The following is a 19,228-nucleotide window of genomic DNA, read 5'->3' as shown; positions in this document are numbered from 1 at the left end:
TTTCACAAGAGCTGTTCGATTTCGATCCGGTCTGTGCTTGCCGGAAGGCTGACGCGCATGCCGTCTTCGGCAAGTTCGAGCCGACCCTGGAATAGGGCTTCGGCATCGCCCAGGAACGCCTCGTTCAGGAGAACTGTCGGCGGCGCGGGGACCAGATGGTAAAGCACCAACAGTTTTGTATCCGCGTCTTGAGCGACCCGGGCGGCATCTTCCGGTGAGGTGTGATAGTCTGGAATATCCGCCATGATCTTGGCGCCATCCGTATTGCCGCGCTCGGCCAGCGTGCGTCCAATAGTCCCGACCATCTCCGAGTTTAGCGCATCATGGAAGATTGCGTCAGTGCCGTCTGCGAATGCGGCCAGCGCAGCGGATCTTACCGTGTCGCCGCTGATGACCATGGCGCGGTCCTTGTACTCGATCCGGAACGCAAGTGCATTGTCGACCGGCGAGTGATCGACCGGGATCGCGCGGATGGTAACTCCGTCGGCCTGGTACACGATCCGGGCTTCAGCTTCAGCATCTTCAAAAGCGATGATGTTGGACTGTGCGCCGAAACCTCCCGGCCGTGCGACTTCCGGCCCGTGGTGCGCAATGCGGTATTCGCGATCAGGTGTATAAGCGGCGATGAATCCATCGACCACGGCATCCGTCCCCGGTGGACCGTAGACGGGTAGGGGAGTCGACCTCCCGCCCGCCATCCATGCCTGGAGCATCATCTCGCCCATCCCGTCGAGGTGATCGGAATGCAGGTGGGTCAGAAAGGCCGCGTCGAGCCGGTTGAATGGAAATGCCATGGCGCCGAGCTTGCGCATTGAGCCGGAACCAACGTCGAAAATGAAGCCGCGCTTGCCTGCAAGAACCGCAATGCAAGGTCCGGCTCTGCGCGCATCGGGGAAGGGCGAACCGCTGCCACAGACATAGGCATGGAGCCCATCGGGAAGGCCTGCTGTCCGGTCTGTTCCGGCCTGTGCTGAAACTCGTGATTCGAACAGCCTCTCGCCAATCTGGCGTTGTCCGAAGAAGAACACGATGGCAGCAAATCCCACGACAACTGCCAGGGCTGCGAAGACCTTCTTCATGAGGCAACCTCCCTAAGCGCCTGCGGCCAGCTTGCGCAGGTTTTCCTCGTGCTGCGCCTTGTCGATCTTGTAGCGCGACAAGGCGAAAAGCATGATGCTCCAAACAACCAGAAGCGTGGGCGCGTAGAACGCCCCCAATTTCCACACGATATCTTCGTTGACTGTTCCTGGTTCGGCGCCCTGGGGAAATGCAATCAGAGTGAGGATTATCCCGGCGGCAAAAACTCCCAATCCCTGGGTGGTTTTTCGTGTGAAAGTAATCGCCGCGTAATACACTCCTTCGGTTCGCCGCCCTGTTCGCAACTGATTGGATTCGACGAGGTCGGCAATCATCGACTGGATGACCGCCTGCAGAGCGATGATGAGCGCGAGATCGAATGTGTTGATAATCACGACCATAGGGAAGAGTACCGGATCACCATTTTCGGGCATCAGGTCAAACAGCCGCAACACAACCGGCAAGGGCTGGATCGAACACGCAAATATCCCAAGCCACACGGCGGCTCGTTTCTTGCCAAGCCATCGTACCACCGGTGGGGCGATGAGGAACCCGAGAAACGCCGAGAAGAACACGACCGAGGTCCAGATGAACTTCTGGAACTGGCTGAATTCCCAGAAATAGTCCAACAGCAGGAATCCGAGGCCAGCTGCCAGGCCAGTCGAGATCGAACCGAAGACGTTCGTCCAGAAGAGCGCGATAAAGCTTCGCTCGCTGAGTGTTTCAAACATCTCGCTAAAGAGGCGCTTGAGGCTGAACCGTTCGCCCAGTGCTACGGGGCGCGACAGGGTTGGGATCCGGCTATGAGTGCCAAGGGCCGAAATCATGATGGACAGGAAAATAAGCACCGAAGCGAGAATGCCATAGGTCTGGTAAGCGTCTTGGTCGCGCATCCCGAGTGGCCCGGTCAGGATCACGCCAAACATCAGCACACTCATCAGATTGCCTCCGGACCAGCCGAAGAAGAGCCGGTAGGACTGCAGAGTAGTGCGCTCCTCATAGTCGGGCGTAAGTTCCGGTAATAGAGAGCTGCTGGGCGTCTCAAAGAAAGTGATAAAGGTCCTGATCAGGATCGACAGTGTTACGAGGTAAAAAAACAGACCCGTGTCGCTCCAATCGGGCGGGCTCCACAGCAGGAAGTAGCTCAGCGCGACCGGGACAGCCGCGGCGTACATGAACGGATGACGCCTGCCCCAGCGCGAATGGAAGTTGTCCGACCAATATCCAACCAACGGATCGCTTATCGCGTCGAAACACAAAGCGATAAGGATGGCGAGGCCGACCAGACCGGGCTCGAGGCCGACCACGGTTCCGTAAAACAGCAGGAGGAAGTAGTCGAAACCGTTGTTCTTGATGCCGAAAGCGGCAGCGCCTGAACCATAGGCTGTTTTCAGCCCTATCGAGAGGCGCTTCTCAGGCGCTGGCACCGCAGCGCCATCATTTGCTTGCATCGATCAACTCTCCCTGATTCAGGTTGGGTATCTGCGATTGGGAGATCAGGCAACAACTCTCGAAAGTGCGACATTCAACCATAGGGTTGACAATCAGGCTAGGCTACGCATATTCAACTGTATGGTTGAGTATAGAGTCGAACCTGACGGGATATTCAAGGCGCTTTCGGATCCGACGCGCCGCAAGATGATAGAGTCGCTATCCGAGGCCGATCAGACGATTGGTCAACTGGCCAAGCCCCACGCGATTAGCTTTGCCGCAGCGTCGAAGCATGTCGGTGTGCTGGAAAAGGCGGGGGTTGTGACGAGGCGAAAGCGGGGGAGGGAGCGGGTATGCTCACTCAATCCGGCAGGACTACTAGCGGCAAGGGACTGGGTCGAGCGCTACAGCGTGTTCTGGTCACAGCGGCTCGATGCTCTCGACGCGGCGCTGAAGGAGGATGGCGATGAGTGATTACGGCAAGCTGCTCGGTCCCGGAAAGCTCGAATTCCGGCGCGAATTCGATGCGGGGATCGAAAAGGTCTGGCAATTCCTGGTCGATCCTGAAAAACGCAAGCTGTGGTTTTGCGGTGGGTCAACCGACGACCATGTCGGCGGCGAGATGGTGCTTGAGTTCGATCACCGCCGGCTGTCCGAAAGTCCTCCGCCGGAGAAATACGCCGACGAAGAGGTCGTCACCCACTATTGTACCATCCTCGAATATTCCCCGCCGAATCGACTGGCATTCAGCTGGGGCGAAGGCTCGACCTCGGGAACAAGCGAGGTCGTGATAACGCTGGATGAAATCGCTTTTGGCAGGACCATGCTCACGTTGGTTCACAGCGATCTGCAGGGTGGCGAGATCATCGTCAGCGTGTTTGCGGGCTGGCACGGCCACTTCGATCTCATGGCCGAAGTCCTTGTCGGGGAGCGCAAGACCGATTTCTGGATTCGCGATCAGCAACTGGAGGCGGAGTACGCCGAGCGTGTCTAGTCAGGTGGTGACCAGCGTCCTGTTTCCATCCAGATCAGGAAACGCTTGAGCGGCAGCAACCATATGAGCCCGAGGACGAGATACACCGGCGTTTGTGCCAGTCCAGGCCAATGCCCGATCCATTCGGGTACAAAGTTGGCAATAACCAGTCCATAGATCGCAAGGACGACTAAAAGCCCGATGATCCCTACCGGGATGCGCCATGTCGGTTCAGTGCGCATCAAAACGGTCCGTACATGCGTGTGGGGGTGACGATTGCGCGCAGAGGCTGATCGTGCTCTTCGATCGGCAGCTCTTCGACGAGCTGGCAATCCCAGGCCATCCCGATGGCGATGGTATCGGCATGATCCGAAAGCCAGCGATCATAGAAACCGCCACCTTGTCCCAGTCGCTCGCCTCGCTCGGTGAATCCTACCAGTGGCATGAGCAGCACGTCAGGAACCACCTCTCCGGCATCCTCAGCAGGTTGGCGCAAATTCATCGGACCAGCGACCAGGTCGGTTTCGCCATAGGGATCGGTATGGATGTGAAAGGTCATGGGGGATGCGAGCGAGGTTATGCGGGGCAGGGCGATCCGGTGTCCCCGCTCCATGAAGAATCCGGCATAGGATGATGCCGGCGCCTCTCCTTCGCTCGCACGATAGAGCCCGACAATGGAGCCGCCCGGAATCAGCTGGAGCAGGGGAGCAGGAGGGACGCGAAATACCAGGCCCCGCATCGCTTCGGGAAGCGACGCGGCGTGCTGTTTGCGCAAGGCTCTCAGCTCGGAGCGGAGTTGGGCCTTGTCCTTCATCATCATCCCTTTTTGAAGTGACGGAACCACTATGGGTCGTTTGCTCTAGAAATCCTCTGACGCCTAAACGTCAGGTGGGCGCCGTGTGTCCTAGACCCCAGGTTCCATTCCGAAGAACGCAGTGGCCCGTTATCCAAGACAGGGACGGCTCCCTAGGATTGCTTATAGCCTCAGGGATATTCAAACAGCTCGTGCCGAGCAGTCCCGCCACGCCAGACTTAGGTGGCCAGGACCCGGCTCTCAAGCTTTTCCGCACAATTTTCGATCACTTCGGCGAAACGCTCGAGCGCAGTGGCCAGATCGGGATCGTCAAGAACCCGGCTCGGTTCGGCTTGCTTGGCCCCGGCTTCCTGCAATTCGTCTGCGAGCATCAAAGCGGTGAATAGCAATGCCTGGTTCTCCGAAACCGGCTGTGCCCCGGCGATCGCCGTCATCTTCTCGTGGATCAGCTGGCCGAGTTTGATGACTTGCGCTTCTTCGCCTTCGCCGCATGATACAGTGTAATGGCGCCCGCCAATCTCGAGCGTGACTTCGCTCATCGCTCAAGCTTCCCGATGATGCGATCGAGCTCGGCCAATCCTTCGCGAAGAGTGGATTCTAGGCGGTCATTGCGTTCAGCGAGGCCGGCATCGACAGGGGAAGCATCAGGGATTGCGGCCGCAGCGCGCTCTATCCGCGTGAGCGCGGTTTCAATGCGGGCGACAGCCTTGCTGACTCTGGTCCCCTCCATGCGGTGTGAAATACCAAATTCCTGCCGTTTGGGCAAAAGCTTGGCGGTGGCTGTTGATAAGTGTTCGATGACTCGCAATCTGCTAAACTAATCGTTCAACTCGGGGATCGAGCCCGCGCTGCGCTTGACCTCGCCATGGCACTCCGCGAAGGGGTTCGCGCGCGCACGAATCAATCTAGCCAATATCACTCTCAGGAGCCTGCCGAATGAGCCTCGACCCGTCCCGCCTCGCGCCGATGGCAAACGCCATCCGCGCTCTCTCGATGGATGCGGTACAGGCAGCAAATTCGGGGCATCCCGGGATGCCGATGGGCATGGCCGATGTGGCAACGGTGCTGTGGTCGAAATACCTGAAGTTCGATCCTTCCGCACCCGATTGGGCTGACCGCGATCGTTTCGTCCTGTCCGCCGGGCACGGCTCGATGCTCGTCTACAGCCTGCTGCATCTCTCCGGCTATGCCGCGCCAACTATCGGTGACATTCGCAACTTCCGCCAGCTGGGCAGCCCGTGCGCCGGGCACCCGGAAAACTTCCTGCTCGAGGGTGTGGAATGCACCACCGGACCGCTGGGCCAGGGCCTGGCCATGGCTGTGGGCATGGCAATGGCCGAGCGGCATCTCAATGCGGTGTTCGGAAATGATCTGGTCGATCACCGCACCTGGGTGATTGCGGGCGATGGCTGCCTGATGGAAGGCATCAACCACGAAGCGATCGGGCTGGCAGGGCATTTGAAGCTCGGCCGCATGATCGTGCTGTGGGATGACAATAACATCACTATCGATGGCACGACCGACCTTTCGACCAGCGAAAACATCAAAGCCCGCTACGAAGCGACTGGATGGCATGTCGTGAGCTGCGATGGGCACGACTTCAACGATATCGCGCGTGCAATGGATGAGGCGGTCGCTGATGATCGCCCCTCGCTGGTCGCATGCAAGACAATCATCGGCAAGGGCGCACCCAACAAGCAGGGAACCTCTGCGACACATGGCGCACCGCTGGGCGCGGACGAGATCGCCGCTGCCCGCGAGGTGCTTGGTTGGGAGTATGAGCCGTTCGTGGTGCCCGATGATATCGCTGCGGATTGGGCCGCTACCGGCGAACGTGGAAAGTCCACACATTCCGATTGGCAGGCCCATCTTGATGCGTCATCGGAGAAAGCCGAATTCCAGCGCCGCATGGCCGGCGAACTCCCGCATGGCGATGCGGCGAAGGAGTATATCTCTTCGCTGATCGCCGAGCCGCAAAAGGTCGCGACCCGTAAGGCGAGCGAGATGGCATTGGCGCAGATCAATCCGCGCCTGCCCGACACGATCGGCGGCAGTGCCGACCTTACCGGGTCGAACAACACGAAGGCGGGCGGCATCGATGCCTTTACTGCCGACAGTTACGGCGGCCGCTATGTCTACTGGGGCATCCGCGAATTCGGCATGGCCGCTGCAATGAACGGCATGGCCCTGCATGGCGGGGTTATCCCTTACGGCGGGACGTTCCTGGTGTTCACTGACTACGCGCGCGGCGCGATCCGCCTTTCGGCCTTGCAGCAGACGCGCGTGGTTTATGTCATGACGCATGACAGCATCGGGCTGGGCGAAGATGGACCGACGCACCAGCCGGTCGAGCACCTGATGAGCTTGCGCGCGATGCCGAATCTGCTGGTGATGCGGCCTGCCGACGTGGTCGAAACTGCCGAATGCTGGCAGCTTGCGCTGAGCCAGAAGGATCGTCCCACGGTACTGGCGCTCAGCCGCCAAGGTCTGCCGCAAGTGCGATTGGAAGAGGTAGAGGGCAATGGCTGCGCGAAGGGCGCTTACACGCTTAAGGCTGCCCAAAACGAGCGCAAGGTTTGCATTATGGCCAGCGGCTCGGAGGTTGCACTCGCCCTGGAATGCGCTGCCAAGCTCGAAGACAAGGGTATTGGCGCAGACGTCGTCTCGATGGTCTGTTTCGAACTGTTCGACGAACAGGACGAATCCTATCGCAACGAAGTGATCGGCCACGACGTTCTGCGCGTTTCAATCGAAGCCGGCACCACCTTCGGCTGGGAACGCTACACTGGCATCGCAGGTCTCAATATCGGGATCGACCGGTTCGGAGCATCGGCACCGGCGGGCGATCTCTTCGAAAAATTCGGATTCACGGCGGGGCAGATCGTTCCGCAAATCGTTTCCAAACTAGAATCTTAGGCAAATTGAACGGATAAGCAGGAGCTTTTCAAATGGCGACGAAGGTTGCAGTTAACGGTTTCGGACGTATCGGGCGGCTCGTTGCGCGGGCTATTCTTGAGCGCGACGATCACGATCTTGAACTGGTCTCGATCAATGATCTGGCCGACACAAATGCAAACGCACTGCTGTTCGGTTTCGACAGCACGCATGGCCGCTTTCCCGGAACGGTAGAGGTCGATGGATCGAACCTTGTCGTTAACGGCAAGACCATCAAAGTCACCTCCGAACGCGATCCGGGCAATCTCCCGCACGGCGATCAGGGCATCGATATCGTGATGGAATGCACCGGCTTCTTCCAGGCGGACGAAGCGGCGCGCCCGCATATCGCTGCCGGCGCCAAGCGGGTGATCATTTCCGCTCCGGCCAAGGGTGTTTCGAAAACCATCGTCTACGGTGTGAACCATGACACGCTGACGGCGGACGATGATATTATCTCCAACGCCAGCTGCACCACCAATTGCCTCGCTCCGGTGGCCAAGGTGCTGAACGACACGGTCGGAATCGAGCGCGGTTTCATGACCACGATCCACAGCTATACCAACGACCAGCGGATGCTCGACCAGATGCACAGCGATATGCGCCGCGCACGCGGCGGTGCGCAGAACATGATCCCGACCACGACCGGCGCTGCCCGCGCAGTAGGCTTGGTACTGCCGGAACTGGCCGGCAAGCTTGACGGCTCTTCGGTCCGCGTCCCCACGCCAAACGTGAGCCTCGTCGACCTGACTTTCACTCCGGGCCGCGATACCTCGGCCGAAGAGCTAAACGCAGCGCTCAAAGCTGCAGCTGACGGTCCGATGAATGGCGTGCTCGACTATACCGACAAACCGCTGGTTAGTAGCGATTTCAACCATCACCCCGCCAGTTCGACCATCGACAGTCTTGAAACCGCTGTACTCGAAGGCAAGCTGGCCCGCGTCGTCAGCTGGTATGACAACGAATGGGGCTTCTCCAACCGGATGATCGATACCACCGGCGAAATGGCGAAGTTCCTTTAAGGAACATATCATGGCAGCCTTCAGGACCCTCGATGATATTGGTGACATCGCCGGCAAAGTCGCACTTGTCCGGGTCGACTTGAACCTCCCGATGAAGGATGGTTCGGCGAGCGATGTCACGCGGGTCGAGGCGGCCAGGCCGACCATCCTCGAACTGTGCGAGAAGGGCGCAAAAGTCCTGCTTCTCGCTCATTTCGGACGCCCCAAGGGTCAGCGCAGCTCGGTATTGTCGACCAGCATGGTGGTAGGCGATGTCGAGGGCGTGCTGGGCAAGGAACTGATGTTCATCCCCGAAGTCTCCGGACCGGTGGTCGAACAATCGATCGGTATCTTGAGTAACGGTGATGTTGGTCTGCTTGACAATGTGCGGTTCTGGCCGGGGGAAGAAGCCAATGATCCCGACTTTGCCAAGGCGATTGCGGCGCACGGCGATCTGTTCGTCAACGATGCCTTTTCCGCTGCGCACCGCGCGCATGCGACGACCGAAGGGCTCGCGCATTACCTACCGGCATATGCGGGCCGCGCAATGGAGGCCGAACTCAAAGCGCTCGATGCGGCCTTGGGCAATCCCGAAACGCCAGTGGCAGCAGTGGTTGGCGGGGCGAAGGTCTCGAGCAAGCTCGATGTCCTGACAAACCTTGTCGGCAAGGTACAACACCTGATCATCGGCGGGGGAATGGCCAATACCTTCCTCGCTGCGCGCGGGGTCGATGTCGGCAAGTCACTTTGCGAGCACGATCTCACCGATACGGCCAACAAGATCATGGACGAAGCCGACCATGCCGGTTGTACGGTTCACCTCCCGTACGACGTCGTTGTCGCGAAGGAATTCGCGGCTAACCCGGCAAGCCTGCGGACATGCAATGTCCACGAAGTGGCCGAAAATGAGATGATTCTCGATATCGGCCCGCAAGCGGTCGAGGCGCTTGCCGATGTGTTGAAGACCTGCCGCACGCTCGTGTGGAACGGTCCGCTTGGCGCATTCGAGACCGAGCCCTTCGACGAAGCCACGGTTGCCCTCGCGAAGACAGCTGGCGCGCTCACGCAGGATGGCTCGCTCGTGTCCGTAGCGGGCGGCGGCGACACTGTCGCTGCGCTAGCGCATGCGGGCGTGAAGGATGATTTCACCTTCGTTTCAACAGCTGGCGGCGCATTCCTCGAATGGATGGAAGGTAAGACCTTGCCGGGCGTGGCTGCGCTGAGTTCCTGACCTATCTGTTGATCAATGCCCGATTTCGCCGCCACAATTGAGACACATGAACATCACCTGATGCGCGCTTGGATGCGGCGCGAACAGGGCAATATGCGTAAGCTTTTGACCCGCGATTTCACCATGATCATCGGGGCGCAACGTGCACAGATCCTTGATCGACCCAGTTTCCTTGAAGCTTCCGCTGGTCGCCTTTCTTGCTCGTCATACGGATTCCGCGAGATCAGGATCAACCGTCACGGCAAATGCGCGTGGTTCGCGGCAGGTGTGGATCTCGAGATGCGCCTTGCTGGTAAGGACTGGTCGGGTCGTTTCTGGCTGACCGATCTTTGGACCAGATCAAAGTTCAGAAGAGCGTGGAAGCTCGCGGAACGAAGCCTCTCGCGATCAGACCCCGATGAGGATGTACCTCAGTCGATCAAAGAACTTCAGCTATGGAAATGATCTTGGGCCAATGGGAGGACGTCGCTGCATGAGCGAGAACGAATATGTTGGGCCGCAGCCGATCACCGAAGGGGAATTCGCGGGCTGGAAGAGCTGGATCGGTGATCCGTTCGAGACCCAATCTGGACCCTTCTACATGCGCGAAGAGGACGATGGCTCGATCGTTAGCGCATTCCGCGCGGGGCCCGAGCATATGAATGGTGCGGGCTTCATGCATGGTGGCTGCATGCTGACCTTTGCCGATTTCGCTTTGTTCGCAATCGCTCATCCTGAAATGGGCGAGAGTTACGGCGTGACACTCAATCTCTCAGGAGATTTCCTTGGGCCGATCAACTCGGGCGCGCTGGTCGAAGCACGCGGTGAGGTGACTCGCGGCGGCGGCAAGACCATTTTCGTCCGGGGTATGATCACTGGCGACGGCAAACCTGCCCTGAGTTTCACCGGGATTATCCGGCGGATCAATCGGACCTAACGGTATTCCGGCCTAGCGGTATTCCGGATTGGGCGCATCGAAGCGCCTTCCCTCCTTCCACAGATCGACCGAATTACCGTGCGCAGGAATGCCTCCTGCGTCCTTCAGCATACGCGCCATATGCAGCAAGTTCCACGTCATGAAAGTGGTGTTGCGGCGGGTGAAGTCGTTATCAAAGCCGACGCGGCCTGACCCATCTTCCTTTTCATCGCCATAGCTCGGGCCGGGTCCAGCCTCGCCGATCCAGCCGGCATCGGACTGGGGCGGGATGGTGTAGCCGACGTGCTGCAATGAATAGAGCACCCCCATCCCCACATGTTTGATGCCATCTTCATTGCCTGTGACGATGCAGCCGCTGACTTTGCCATAGAACACGTACTGGCCCTTGTCGTTGGTCTGGCCCGAATGTGCATAAAGCCGCTCGATCAACCGCTGGCAGACCGAGGATTTCTCGCCCAGCCATATCGGAGTGCCTACGATCAGGATGTCCGCCGCCTGCACTTTCTCCCAGACTGAGGGCCAATCGTCGTTGTCGGCACCATGTTCGGTCATGTCGGGGTAGACTCCAGGAGCAATTTCGTGATCGACCAGCCTGACTTGCTCAATCGCAACCTTGTTGCGGGTCAATATAGTCTCCACGACACCCAGAAGCTTGTCGGTATGCGATCCGTCCGGCGATCGCTTGAGTGTGCAATTGATCGTCAGCGCCTTGAGGTCGCTGAAATCGGTTTCATTCGCATCGCAAAGGTTTTCCTGGGTTCGATCGAGCACGCAATTCCCCTTTCCTGTTGCTGGTTCGAACGAGTGGTGGAATGGTTACGTTCCCATGGTTGCAGGGCAAGGCGGTGCTGGCTAAGCCGCCGGAAAACAGTCTCACGCTACGCAGGATACGACCGATGACCAATGAGGAAATGACCGCCAAGATCAAAGTCGGTTCGGGCTTTATCGCAGCACTCGATCAGTCGGGCGGATCGACTCCCAAGGCTTTGGCCGGTTATGGTGTCGGTGAGGACGCCTGGGGCAGCGAGGACGAGATGTTCGCGCTGATCCACGAGATGCGCAGTCGCATCATCAAAAGCCCGTGCTTCGCGAATGGCAAGGTGCTTGGTGCGATCCTGTTCGAGAAGACAATGGAAGGGCAGGTAGACGGCGTGCCGACCCCGCAGGCGCTGAAGGAACGCGGCATTGTCCCTTTCCTGAAAGTCGACAAGGGGCTTGAGGACGAAAATGACGGCGTCCAACTGATGAAACCGATCCCCAATCTTGACGAACAGTGCGAACGCGCTGTTGAGCTCGGCATGTTTGGCACCAAGATGCGCTCGGTAATCAATCTCGCTGATCCAAGTGGTATTGCCACCAATGTGGAACAGCAGTTCGTGTTTGGTCGCCAGATCATTGACCACGGCCTCGTCCCGATCATCGAACCGGAAGTGAATATCAAAAGCCCCGAGCGCGAGGCTGCCGACGCTATTTTGCTTTCGGAAATAGGCAGTCAGCTCGATGCGCTAGACAGCTCGCAGCGCGTGATGTTGAAGCTATCGCTACCGGTTGCGCCAAACCTCTATGCTCCGCTGATCGCTCATCCGCGCATATTGCGCGTCGTCGCTCTGTCCGGTGGTTATTCCACCGATGAAGCGTGCACCGAGCTGGCCAAGAACGAGGGGATGATCGCCAGTTTCAGCCGCGGATTGCTGCAGGACTTGCGCCAAACACAGAGCGATGAAGAGTTCGATTCCGTTCTGGGTGCGGCAATAGATCAGATCCACGCCGCCAGTATGGCCTGATTAGGACGTCGGCGCAGGCGGTTCCATGATGTCGGGTGCGAAGCGGAATCCGAAACGGTAATTCTCGCTGGGTATCGGCGACCATTCTACCGATTGTTCGGGTGCCACCTCTGCAATGGACAGCATCCCGCCGTTGATGCGCAAGGCCTCCTCGGTCGTGAGCTCGACGGTGATGATCTCGTGACCCATTCGCAATTCGCTTTTGAGCAGGACCCGACCTTCCCATACGCATTCGGCTTCGATCGGGCAGCGCGAATCCTCGATGACTTCAAGCGGAGTCACCACCAGATCGACTTCATAGCGGCCAATTTCCTGCGGTTCTCCCAGCGCGGCGCAATCCATCGCGCGGCACCCCGGTATCTCGGCAGGCTGCTCGCCCGTAACGCAACCCGAAAGACTGGCGAAGATTGCAAACGCGAACGAAGTCTCGATTAGCTGCATTGCCTATCCTTGTCGTATGACTATTGAGCGCAAGATGAATGACGCTTCCTGCCAGATCTACCTGATTTCTCCTCTCGATGTGACCGGAGAATTTCCCAATCGTTTATCTCGCGCGCTGGACGCAGGCATGGGACTCGCGACCGCGTTTCAGTTCCGGGTGAAGGATCACGATCAGCACGAGGCAGCGCGCCTCGCCGAACCTCTGCAAGCGATCTGCGCTGAACGGAATGTGGCCTTCGTCGTCAATGACGACGTTGCTCTGGCGAAACGTCTGGGCGCGGATGGGGTTCATCTGGGTCAGTCTGACGGTGATCCGCGCGAGGCACGCGAAATTCTGGGGCGCGAGGCTCAGATCGGCGTAACCTGTCACGCGTCGAAGCATTTCGCGATGGAGGCGGGCGAGGCCGGGGCCGACTATGTCGCGTTCGGCGCTTTCTATCCCTCGCAAACCAAGGCGAGCGAGCACCGCCCCGAGCCTGAAATTCTCGAATGGTGGAGCAATCTTTTCGAGCTTCCTTGCGTGGCGATTGGCGGTATCACGCCGCAAAACTGCAGACCGCTGGTTGACGCCGGCGCGGATTTCCTGGCGGTTTCCGGCTCTATCTGGGGCGGTGACGAAGTGGAGGCCATTAATGCCTTCCGCAAGACGTTGGAAAGCAAGGGCTGAATCCTCGGACCCATCCGGTGAGTAATGCGTTGAAATTCCATGAAGGCGTGAGGGTCGCGCCTGAGGATGAGGAATTTATATGCGCCACCTATTTATCGCAGCTTCGGTTCTGGCTCTTGCCGCGTGCAACATCAGTGCGAGCGACGAGAACGAGGACCAGACAACCCAGGCTGAGCCTGCAAGCGACAATCTTGCCGATTCCATGGCATCGAATGACGATCGCTATTTGAATGAAATCGGAGACGACGCGGCGAGCGATCCGACACAATCGTCGGATATCCCCGATTCCGAAGAACGCCCGATCATGCAGGCACAGGTTGTGCTGGATCGCATTGGCTTTGGTCCCGGTGTGATCGATGGCAAGATGGGTATGTCGACAGAGAACGCTCTGACCGGGTTCCAGCAGGCCAACGGTCTCGAGGTCACCGGCAAGCTTGACGAGCAGACCAGGAAAGCCTTGGCCGATTGGGAAAAGATTCCCGCAACGCGTGTCGTGCGGATCCCCGATGATTGGGCGGATCAAGGCTATACGGATATTCCGGAGGACACGGCAGAGAAAGCCAAGTTGGATCGTCTTGGCTACAAGTCGCTGGACGAGCGGTTGGCCGAACGCTTCCATACCACGATAGAGACACTCGAAATGCTCAACCCGGGAGGCAAACCTGCTGGTTCGGGTCCGGATGCAGATGCAACTTCCTCGCCATCGCCGACGCCCACTCCATCGGCAGACAAGGCTACGCCGGGTATGACGAAGTCCAGCAAGTTCGCTGCCGGCCAGATGATCCGTGTTCCCAATATCGGAGCGGACAAAATCAAACCAGGCGCGATCGAGAGCGAAGACTGGCAGCGCACGCTCGCATCGCTGGGCGTTGGCAGCGAGCAGCCTGAAGTTGACCGGATCGTCGTCAGCAAGGCGGGCAAGACGCTAAAAGCCTACCAGGGCGAAAAGCTGGTAGCGCTCTTCACTGTCAGTTCCGGTTCCAGTGAATTCCCGCTGCCGTTGGGTGATTGGGATATACTTGGTGAAGCTTATAACCCGACTTACAGTTACGATCCCGAAGTGCTCGGACAGGGCGAAGGCAAGGAATACCAATTGCCGCCTGGACCCAATGGCCCGGTCGGGGTGGTCTGGATCGATCTGAGCAAGGAACACTACGGTATCCACGGGACGCCCGATCCTGAAACGATCGGCCGCGCACAAAGCAGCGGATGCGTGCGGCTGACCAATTGGGATGCCGCGAGACTCGCACAGATGGTCTCACAAAGTACAAAGGTCGAATTTGTCGCCTGATCCGTGCTAGGTTGCGGCCATGGCTTTCTTTGACCGACTCATAACCATCCTCGTCACGGCCACGATCACATCGGTGGTGTGGATCGTGGCGGGCGGGAGCATCATCGAGAATTCCACCAGTAAGAAGGGCGTGGATTCGGTGCGGCCGGCCGAAGCGGCTCCCAGTCCGACGCCGACGGAAACCACCGGTGGAAGGATTGATGGCGCAGCGACAGACGGCGATGCCGAGCAAGCGGATCCGCTGCATGTCGGGATCGGGCTTACAAAAGAGGATGTGCCGCCAGCGCGCTACGTGGTGCCGGTGATGAATGTGCGGCGCACAGATCTGACCGATACCTTCACGGATTCGCGGGCCAGTGGAAATCGCTTGCATGAGGCAATCGATATCATGGCGCCGGAAGGCACGAGCGTAGTCGCGGCTGCTCCGGGCACAGTTGAGAAACTGTTCAAATCCGATGCCGGCGGGAATACGATCTATATCAGGTCAAATGACCGCAAGACGATCCATTACTATGCACATTTGGCTGAATATGCTCCAGGTCTGAAGGAAGGGCAGCAGATACTCCAAGGGCAGCGGATTGGCACAGTTGGTTTCACTGGCAATGCATCGCCTGACGCACCGCACCTGCACTTTGCTATTCTGCGGACCACCGAAGACGCAAAATGGTGGGAGCCGTCGGTCGCGCTCAATCCCTACCCCTTGTTGACCCGGAAATAGGGGCTGGCTCTATTCGCCGCGGCGTACGCAGCGAAGGCGGCCTAGTGTTCCGTCATCCTTGAGCTCTTGCAGCATGAAATCGCTCTGCCGGACAAACTTTTCCCCGCGCATCTGGCCGGAAGTGAAAACTACCCTGTCGCCTGTGTGAAGGTAAGTTCCACGTTTGCCGTCTTTGAAGTAGCTCGACGCATTGATGACCCGGAACCCGCGTTCCTCCCGAACCAGGAGGGCTGATTCGCCGGCAATTCCGGGTAAGGCGCATTGATAAGTCCCGCGCTCGAGGGTGCGCAATGTTCCGCCGGGCGCTGCCAGCAAGGCGGTGGACTGAAGAGCAGCAATCGCGATTACAAGCAGGGGTTTGATCATGTGGAGCAGAATATCACCGTCCCGGCTAGGATGCCAGTACCTGCGCGGCCTTGCCCGGTTGCAATAGCTCGGCTAAGGCCCGCCGCGCTTGCGGGCAATGGCTCGCTCCCGAAATATCGAAGGCTCATTCTCATGAAAATCAGCGGCGTGGACATTCGTCCGGGCAATATTCTGGAATATGAAAAAGGTATCTGGAAAGTTGCCAAAATCCAGCACACCCAACCGGGCAAGGGCGGTGCCTACATGCAGGTCGAGATGAAGAACCTGCAGGACGGCCGCAAGACCAATGTGCGTTTTCGCAGTGCCGACACCGTTGAGAAGGTGCGGCTGGATACGAAAGAATTTCAGTTCCTCTATGAAGACGGCGACATGCTCGTGTTCATGGACCAGGAGAACTACGAGCAGATCAACCTGCCAAGCGACCTGCTCGGCGATGCTCGCCCGTTCCTCCAGGACGGTATGCAAGTACAGCTCGAGCTGTGGGAAGAGAAACCGATATCGGTGGCGCTGCCGCAGCAGATCGAAGCCGAGATCGTGGAGGCAGATGCCGTAGTGAAAGGGCAGACTGCCTCGTCCAGCTACAAGCCGGCCGTGCTTGATAACGGCGTGCGCATCATGGTCCCACCGCATATTGAAAGCGGAACGCGGATCGTGGTCGACGTGTACGAGCAAGCGTATGTCGGGAAGGCTGGCTAGGAAGCGATGGCCGTACTTTCTGGCATAATCCGTGTGATGGAGAAGGCTGCCCGCAAGGCGGGTGGCCGCTTGCGCCGCGATTTCGGCGAAGTCGAGCATCTCCAGGTAAGCCGCAAGGGACCGGCGGATTTCGTTTCTAAGGCGGATATGCGCGCCGAGCGGATCATCTATGACGAGCTGCTCCAGGCGCGGCCCGGCTGGGGCTTCGTGCTCGAAGAGGCCGGCGTTATCGAAGGCGAACCGGGCATGCCGCGCTGGGTTATCGACCCGCTCGACGGGACCAGCAACTTCCTCCACGGCATACCACATTTCGCGGTATCGATTGCCGCTCAGGAACCCAAACCCGGTGGATCGTGCTGGGGCGATGTGATCGCAGGGGTTGTCTACCAGCCAATCACTGATGAAACTTTCTGGGCCGAGAAAAATCGCGGCGCGTGGCTGCAGGATGGGCGCTTGCGCGTCTCAGCACGCGGTCGTCTTTCGGATTCACTTATCGCAACAGGTATTCCTTTCCAGGGTGCCGGCGATCCCGAACAATGGATGAAAATCTACTCGGCAATTGGCCCCCAGGTCGCGGGGATCCGCCGATTTGGTGCGGCATCGCTTGACATGGCTTGGGTCGCAGCCGGACGTTTCGACGGGTTCTGGGAAAGCGGGCTCAGCGATTGGGACACTGCGGCTGGTTGCCTGCTTATCCGCGAGGCCGGCGGATTCGTCAGCGATTTCCGCGGTCGCTCCGAGCCGATCCATTCGGGCCAGGTGCTTGCGGCCAACGATGTGCTCCACTCGCGCCTCCATAAGGCACTTGTGACTGCCCTCAAGTAGAGACGCGGCAATGCGGAAGAGACCGCGCCTTGAAAGCTTGAATCCCAGCGAATGGGGGGCTAACAGCCGCGCTCCCGACGCAGTGCCCCTGTGGCGGAATCGGTAGACGCGAGCGACTCAAAATCGCTTTTCTTCGGAAGTGCCCGTTCGAGTCGGGCCAGGGGCACCATTCAACGTCAATTCGGGTCCGCGACTTTCACGCGATTTCAAAAACCTGCTTGCTAATTTCGCCGCATGGTGGGAACCGTATCCGCACCGATGCTTGGCGTCCCATCATTTCACGCTTTGGCGGCTATGGCGATCACTGTCGCCATGTTCATTGCCTTTGTGCGCGGACGCATGTCGATCGAGATCGTCTCATTATTGACGATCGCGGTGATCGCAGTCGGCCTTTATTTTTTCCCTCTGAGGGACACCAGCGTTTCCTACGGGTTGGAGCTGGCATTCGGCGGCTTCGGGCATCCGGCGCTGATTACAATCTGCGCCCTCATGGTCCTTGGACGAGGGCTCGTTGTGACAGGGGCCTTGGAACCGGCAGCGCGTTTCCTTGAGCAGGTCTTCAAGATCAACCTCCAGCTGGGCCTGCTCGTATCGCTGGTCATCGCATTCTTCCTGTCGATGTTCGTTAACAACACGCCCGTGCTGGTATTGCTGATCCCGATTTTCGCGGCCCTGGCGTTGCGGGGAGCGATGCCGACCTCGAAGACTTTGATGCCGCTCAATGCCGCATCGCTGCTCGGCGGGCTGGCGACCACTATCGGAACTTCAACCAACATCCTTGTTGTATCAATTGCCATCGATCTGGGCATGGACGAGATGGGCGTGTTCCACTTCACGCCAATCGTGCTGATGGCCTCGCTGGTCGCGCTTCCCTATATGTGGTTGGTCATGCCCCGGATGCTGGGTGACAATCGCATTGAAGACATCCACGAAGCGCGGCGCTTCCATACGTTGCTGCGAATCGGTGAAAGCAGTGAGCTGCATGACAAGGAGCTCGCATCGGTCGTTCCAAAGTTGCCCAAGGACTTTCAATTCCACGACACGCCTTCCGGCAAGCTGACGAGCCAGCAGAAGATCCACGTTTCGGGCACGCACCAGGCGCTGGAGGATGCCATGCGCGTTCTTAAGAGTGAGGTGGCGCCGGCTTGGGTGCTCGACAAGATCCATCGTTCTGCCTCGCAGCGGAGCGAGGACATCACCGTGGTCGAGATGACAGTGACTGCGGATTCACGTCTGATCAAACGTACACTGCCGACATCGGGAATCGCCGATCTTTATGGCGTGGCAGTTCTGGGTATTCATCGGCCTGCAAAGCTGATGGGCGAACGCGACCAATATACCGCAGGCGGTGATCTGCGGATGCAAGAAGGCGATGTACTGCTGGTGATGGGCTTGCAGGAAGAGCTGCAGGAATTCTCACGCAGCGACAGCCTGCTCACGCTGGACGGCGCCCGCGAATTGCCGCGTCGTTCCAAAGCGCTGCTCGCAGCAGTTATCATGGGCGTAGCGGTAGGCTTGGCTTCGATCGGAATATTCCCGATTGCGATCGCAGCGCTGGCTGGAGCGATCCTGATGTTCGTGACCGGCTGCGTAAAATTCGATCGCGTGGGACGAGCTTTGTCCGGGCAAGTCATTGTGCTGGTTGCTGCAAGTATCGCGATCGGCCGGATAATCGACGAAAGCGGCGCAGCCGAATGGCTCGGCATGGCGCTGTCAATGGGCCTGCAATACCTTCCGCCGGCTTTTGTCCTCGCCGCCATTATGGCATTCGTCACGGTGCTGACGAACTTCGCTTCAAACGCAACAGCTGCCACTGTCGGCACACCGATCGCATTTGCCATCGCGAGCCAGCTTGGCCTGCCAGCCGAACCACTGGTTTTGGCCGTGCTGTTCGGCTGCAACCTCTGCTACGCAACGCCGATCGCATACCAGACCAACATGCTGATCATGTCCGAAGGGTCATACGTCTTCAAAGACTACATCCGTACAGGTGTACCGTTGGTGCTGCTGATGGTTGCAACGCTTTCGGTGCTGTTGGTGATCACCTACGATATGGGCTGAGG

Annotated in this window: 23 protein-coding genes, 1 tRNA gene and 1 other RNA gene; 15 read left to right on the top strand and 10 right to left on the bottom strand. The window is 58.7% G+C overall.

Going from position 1 to position 19,228, the window contains the following annotated elements:
- Positions 1–2: 2 nt before the first annotated feature.
- Both ACEWMW_RS12350 and ACEWMW_RS12345 read right to left on the bottom strand, forming a co-directional pair.
- Complete coding sequence (locus ACEWMW_RS12350; protein WP_409414243.1) at positions 3–1,079, bottom strand: MBL fold metallo-hydrolase; 1,077 nt, start codon at positions 1,077–1,079, stop codon at positions 3–5.
- Between the two features lie 12 nt (positions 1,080–1,091).
- Entirely contained in the window at positions 1,092–2,528 is a 1,437-nt protein-coding gene (locus ACEWMW_RS12345) for an MFS transporter (RefSeq protein ID WP_409414242.1), read from the bottom strand.
- Between the two features lie 121 nt (positions 2,529–2,649).
- Between ACEWMW_RS12345 and ACEWMW_RS12340 the strand changes: the two genes are divergently transcribed.
- Positions 2,650–2,982, top strand: a complete 333-nt coding sequence (locus ACEWMW_RS12340) for an ArsR/SmtB family transcription factor (RefSeq protein ID WP_409414241.1) — start codon at positions 2,650–2,652, stop codon at positions 2,980–2,982.
- The gene (locus ACEWMW_RS12335; protein ID WP_409414240.1) at positions 2,975–3,502 is read left to right on the top strand and encodes an SRPBCC family protein; all 528 of its coding nucleotides are present in this window, start codon (positions 2,975–2,977) and stop codon (positions 3,500–3,502) included. Before ACEWMW_RS12340 ends, ACEWMW_RS12335 begins: the two co-directional genes overlap by 8 nt.
- On the opposite strand, the gene ACEWMW_RS12330 is transcribed toward ACEWMW_RS12335, so the two are convergent.
- The 5 genes from ACEWMW_RS12330 to ACEWMW_RS12310 all read right to left on the bottom strand — a co-directional run bounded on the left by ACEWMW_RS12330 (position 3,499) and on the right by ACEWMW_RS12310 (position 5,025).
- On the bottom strand, positions 3,499–3,723 hold the full coding sequence (locus tag ACEWMW_RS12330) for a DUF2842 domain-containing protein (RefSeq protein WP_409414239.1): 225 nt from the start codon (positions 3,721–3,723) through the stop codon (positions 3,499–3,501). The two genes, ACEWMW_RS12335 and ACEWMW_RS12330, sit on opposite strands and share 4 nt — an antisense overlap.
- The gene (locus ACEWMW_RS12325; protein WP_409414238.1) at positions 3,723–4,295 is read right to left on the bottom strand and encodes a 5-formyltetrahydrofolate cyclo-ligase; all 573 of its coding nucleotides are present in this window, start codon (positions 4,293–4,295) and stop codon (positions 3,723–3,725) included. The genes ACEWMW_RS12330 and ACEWMW_RS12325 overlap by 1 nt, the downstream gene beginning before the upstream one ends.
- 19 nt (positions 4,296–4,314) lie before the next feature.
- Positions 4,315–4,503, bottom strand: a non-coding RNA gene (gene ssrS / locus ACEWMW_RS12320) — 6S RNA.
- A gap of 10 nt (positions 4,504–4,513) precedes the next feature.
- Positions 4,514–4,834 (bottom strand): cell division protein ZapA, encoded by a 321-nt coding sequence (locus ACEWMW_RS12315; RefSeq protein ID WP_409414237.1) that lies wholly within the window; start codon positions 4,832–4,834, stop codon positions 4,514–4,516.
- Positions 4,831–5,025: a hypothetical protein gene (locus ACEWMW_RS12310; protein ID WP_409414236.1), complete on the bottom strand. Its 195-nt coding sequence runs from the start codon at positions 5,023–5,025 to the stop codon at positions 4,831–4,833. The genes ACEWMW_RS12315 and ACEWMW_RS12310 overlap by 4 nt, the downstream gene beginning before the upstream one ends.
- 206 nt (positions 5,026–5,231) lie before the next feature.
- Between ACEWMW_RS12310 and tkt the strand changes: the two genes are divergently transcribed.
- Genes tkt through ACEWMW_RS12285 form a run of 5 tightly spaced genes read left to right on the top strand, consistent with a single transcriptional unit; the run spans position 5,232 to position 10,377 of the window.
- On the top strand, positions 5,232–7,211 hold the full coding sequence (gene tkt / locus ACEWMW_RS12305; RefSeq protein WP_409414235.1) for a transketolase: 1,980 nt from the start codon (positions 5,232–5,234) through the stop codon (positions 7,209–7,211).
- A 32-nt stretch (positions 7,212–7,243) separates the two neighbouring features.
- Positions 7,244–8,251 (top strand): type I glyceraldehyde-3-phosphate dehydrogenase, encoded by a 1,008-nt coding sequence (gene gap / locus ACEWMW_RS12300; RefSeq protein WP_409414234.1) that lies wholly within the window; start codon positions 7,244–7,246, stop codon positions 8,249–8,251.
- A gap of 10 nt (positions 8,252–8,261) precedes the next feature.
- Positions 8,262–9,461 (top strand): phosphoglycerate kinase, encoded by a 1,200-nt coding sequence (locus ACEWMW_RS12295; protein ID WP_409414233.1) that lies wholly within the window; start codon positions 8,262–8,264, stop codon positions 9,459–9,461.
- A 15-nt stretch (positions 9,462–9,476) separates the two neighbouring features.
- On the top strand, positions 9,477–9,905 hold the full coding sequence (locus ACEWMW_RS12290) for a DUF4440 domain-containing protein (protein ID WP_409414232.1): 429 nt from the start codon (positions 9,477–9,479) through the stop codon (positions 9,903–9,905).
- 28 nt (positions 9,906–9,933) lie between these two features.
- Complete coding sequence (locus ACEWMW_RS12285; protein ID WP_409414231.1) at positions 9,934–10,377, top strand: PaaI family thioesterase; 444 nt, start codon at positions 9,934–9,936, stop codon at positions 10,375–10,377.
- Between the two features lie 12 nt (positions 10,378–10,389).
- Here the strand turns inward: ACEWMW_RS12285 and ACEWMW_RS12280 are convergent, their stop codons facing one another.
- Entirely contained in the window at positions 10,390–11,148 is a 759-nt protein-coding gene (locus ACEWMW_RS12280) for a flavodoxin family protein (RefSeq protein ID WP_409414230.1), read from the bottom strand.
- Between the two features lie 125 nt (positions 11,149–11,273).
- Between ACEWMW_RS12280 and ACEWMW_RS12275 the strand changes: the two genes are divergently transcribed.
- The gene (locus tag ACEWMW_RS12275; protein ID WP_409414462.1) at positions 11,274–12,161 is read left to right on the top strand and encodes a fructose bisphosphate aldolase; all 888 of its coding nucleotides are present in this window, start codon (positions 11,274–11,276) and stop codon (positions 12,159–12,161) included.
- Here the strand turns inward: ACEWMW_RS12275 and ACEWMW_RS12270 are convergent, their stop codons facing one another.
- Entirely contained in the window at positions 12,162–12,602 is a 441-nt protein-coding gene (locus tag ACEWMW_RS12270) for a hypothetical protein (RefSeq protein ID WP_409414229.1), read from the bottom strand. It abuts the gene before it with no gap.
- A 34-nt stretch (positions 12,603–12,636) separates the two neighbouring features.
- Here ACEWMW_RS12270 and thiE point away from each other — a divergent pair, with 34 nt between their 5' ends.
- The 3 genes from thiE to ACEWMW_RS12255 all read left to right on the top strand — a co-directional run bounded on the left by thiE (position 12,637) and on the right by ACEWMW_RS12255 (position 15,278).
- A complete protein-coding gene (gene thiE / locus ACEWMW_RS12265) occupies positions 12,637–13,269 on the top strand; it encodes a thiamine phosphate synthase (protein WP_409414228.1) in 633 nt (210 codons plus the stop codon).
- Between the two features lie 79 nt (positions 13,270–13,348).
- Positions 13,349–14,560 carry a L,D-transpeptidase family protein gene (locus ACEWMW_RS12260; protein WP_409414227.1) on the top strand — a complete coding sequence of 404 codons (1,212 nt, stop codon included), beginning with the start codon at positions 13,349–13,351 and terminating at the stop codon, positions 14,558–14,560.
- Between the two features lie 19 nt (positions 14,561–14,579).
- The gene (locus ACEWMW_RS12255) at positions 14,580–15,278 is read left to right on the top strand and encodes a M23 family metallopeptidase (RefSeq protein WP_409414226.1); all 699 of its coding nucleotides are present in this window, start codon (positions 14,580–14,582) and stop codon (positions 15,276–15,278) included.
- A 9-nt stretch (positions 15,279–15,287) separates the two neighbouring features.
- Here the strand turns inward: ACEWMW_RS12255 and ACEWMW_RS12250 are convergent, their stop codons facing one another.
- A complete protein-coding gene (locus ACEWMW_RS12250; RefSeq protein ID WP_409414225.1) occupies positions 15,288–15,644 on the bottom strand; it encodes an elongation factor P in 357 nt (118 codons plus the stop codon).
- A gap of 132 nt (positions 15,645–15,776) precedes the next feature.
- Between ACEWMW_RS12250 and efp the strand changes: the two genes are divergently transcribed.
- The 4 genes from efp to ACEWMW_RS12230 all read left to right on the top strand — a co-directional run bounded on the left by efp (position 15,777) and on the right by ACEWMW_RS12230 (position 19,226).
- Entirely contained in the window at positions 15,777–16,340 is a 564-nt protein-coding gene (gene efp, locus ACEWMW_RS12245) for an elongation factor P (protein ID WP_409414224.1), read from the top strand.
- 6 nt (positions 16,341–16,346) lie between these two features.
- Positions 16,347–17,165 carry an inositol monophosphatase family protein gene (locus ACEWMW_RS12240; protein WP_409414223.1) on the top strand — a complete coding sequence of 273 codons (819 nt, stop codon included), beginning with the start codon at positions 16,347–16,349 and terminating at the stop codon, positions 17,163–17,165.
- A gap of 84 nt (positions 17,166–17,249) precedes the next feature.
- A tRNA-Leu gene (locus ACEWMW_RS12235) sits at positions 17,250–17,334 on the top strand.
- 65 nt (positions 17,335–17,399) lie between these two features.
- Positions 17,400–19,226: an SLC13 family permease gene (locus ACEWMW_RS12230; RefSeq protein WP_409414222.1), complete on the top strand. Its 1,827-nt coding sequence runs from the start codon at positions 17,400–17,402 to the stop codon at positions 19,224–19,226.
- The last annotated feature ends 2 nt before the right edge of the window (positions 19,227–19,228 follow it).

It is taken from the genome of Litorerythrobacter xanthomarinus (assembly GCF_046254955.1).
In the GTDB taxonomy this organism is placed as follows: domain Bacteria; phylum Pseudomonadota; class Alphaproteobacteria; order Sphingomonadales; family Sphingomonadaceae; genus Qipengyuania_C.
The sequence above is the reverse complement of the archived record's forward strand: the minus strand, read 5'-3'. Positions and strand labels throughout refer to the sequence as shown.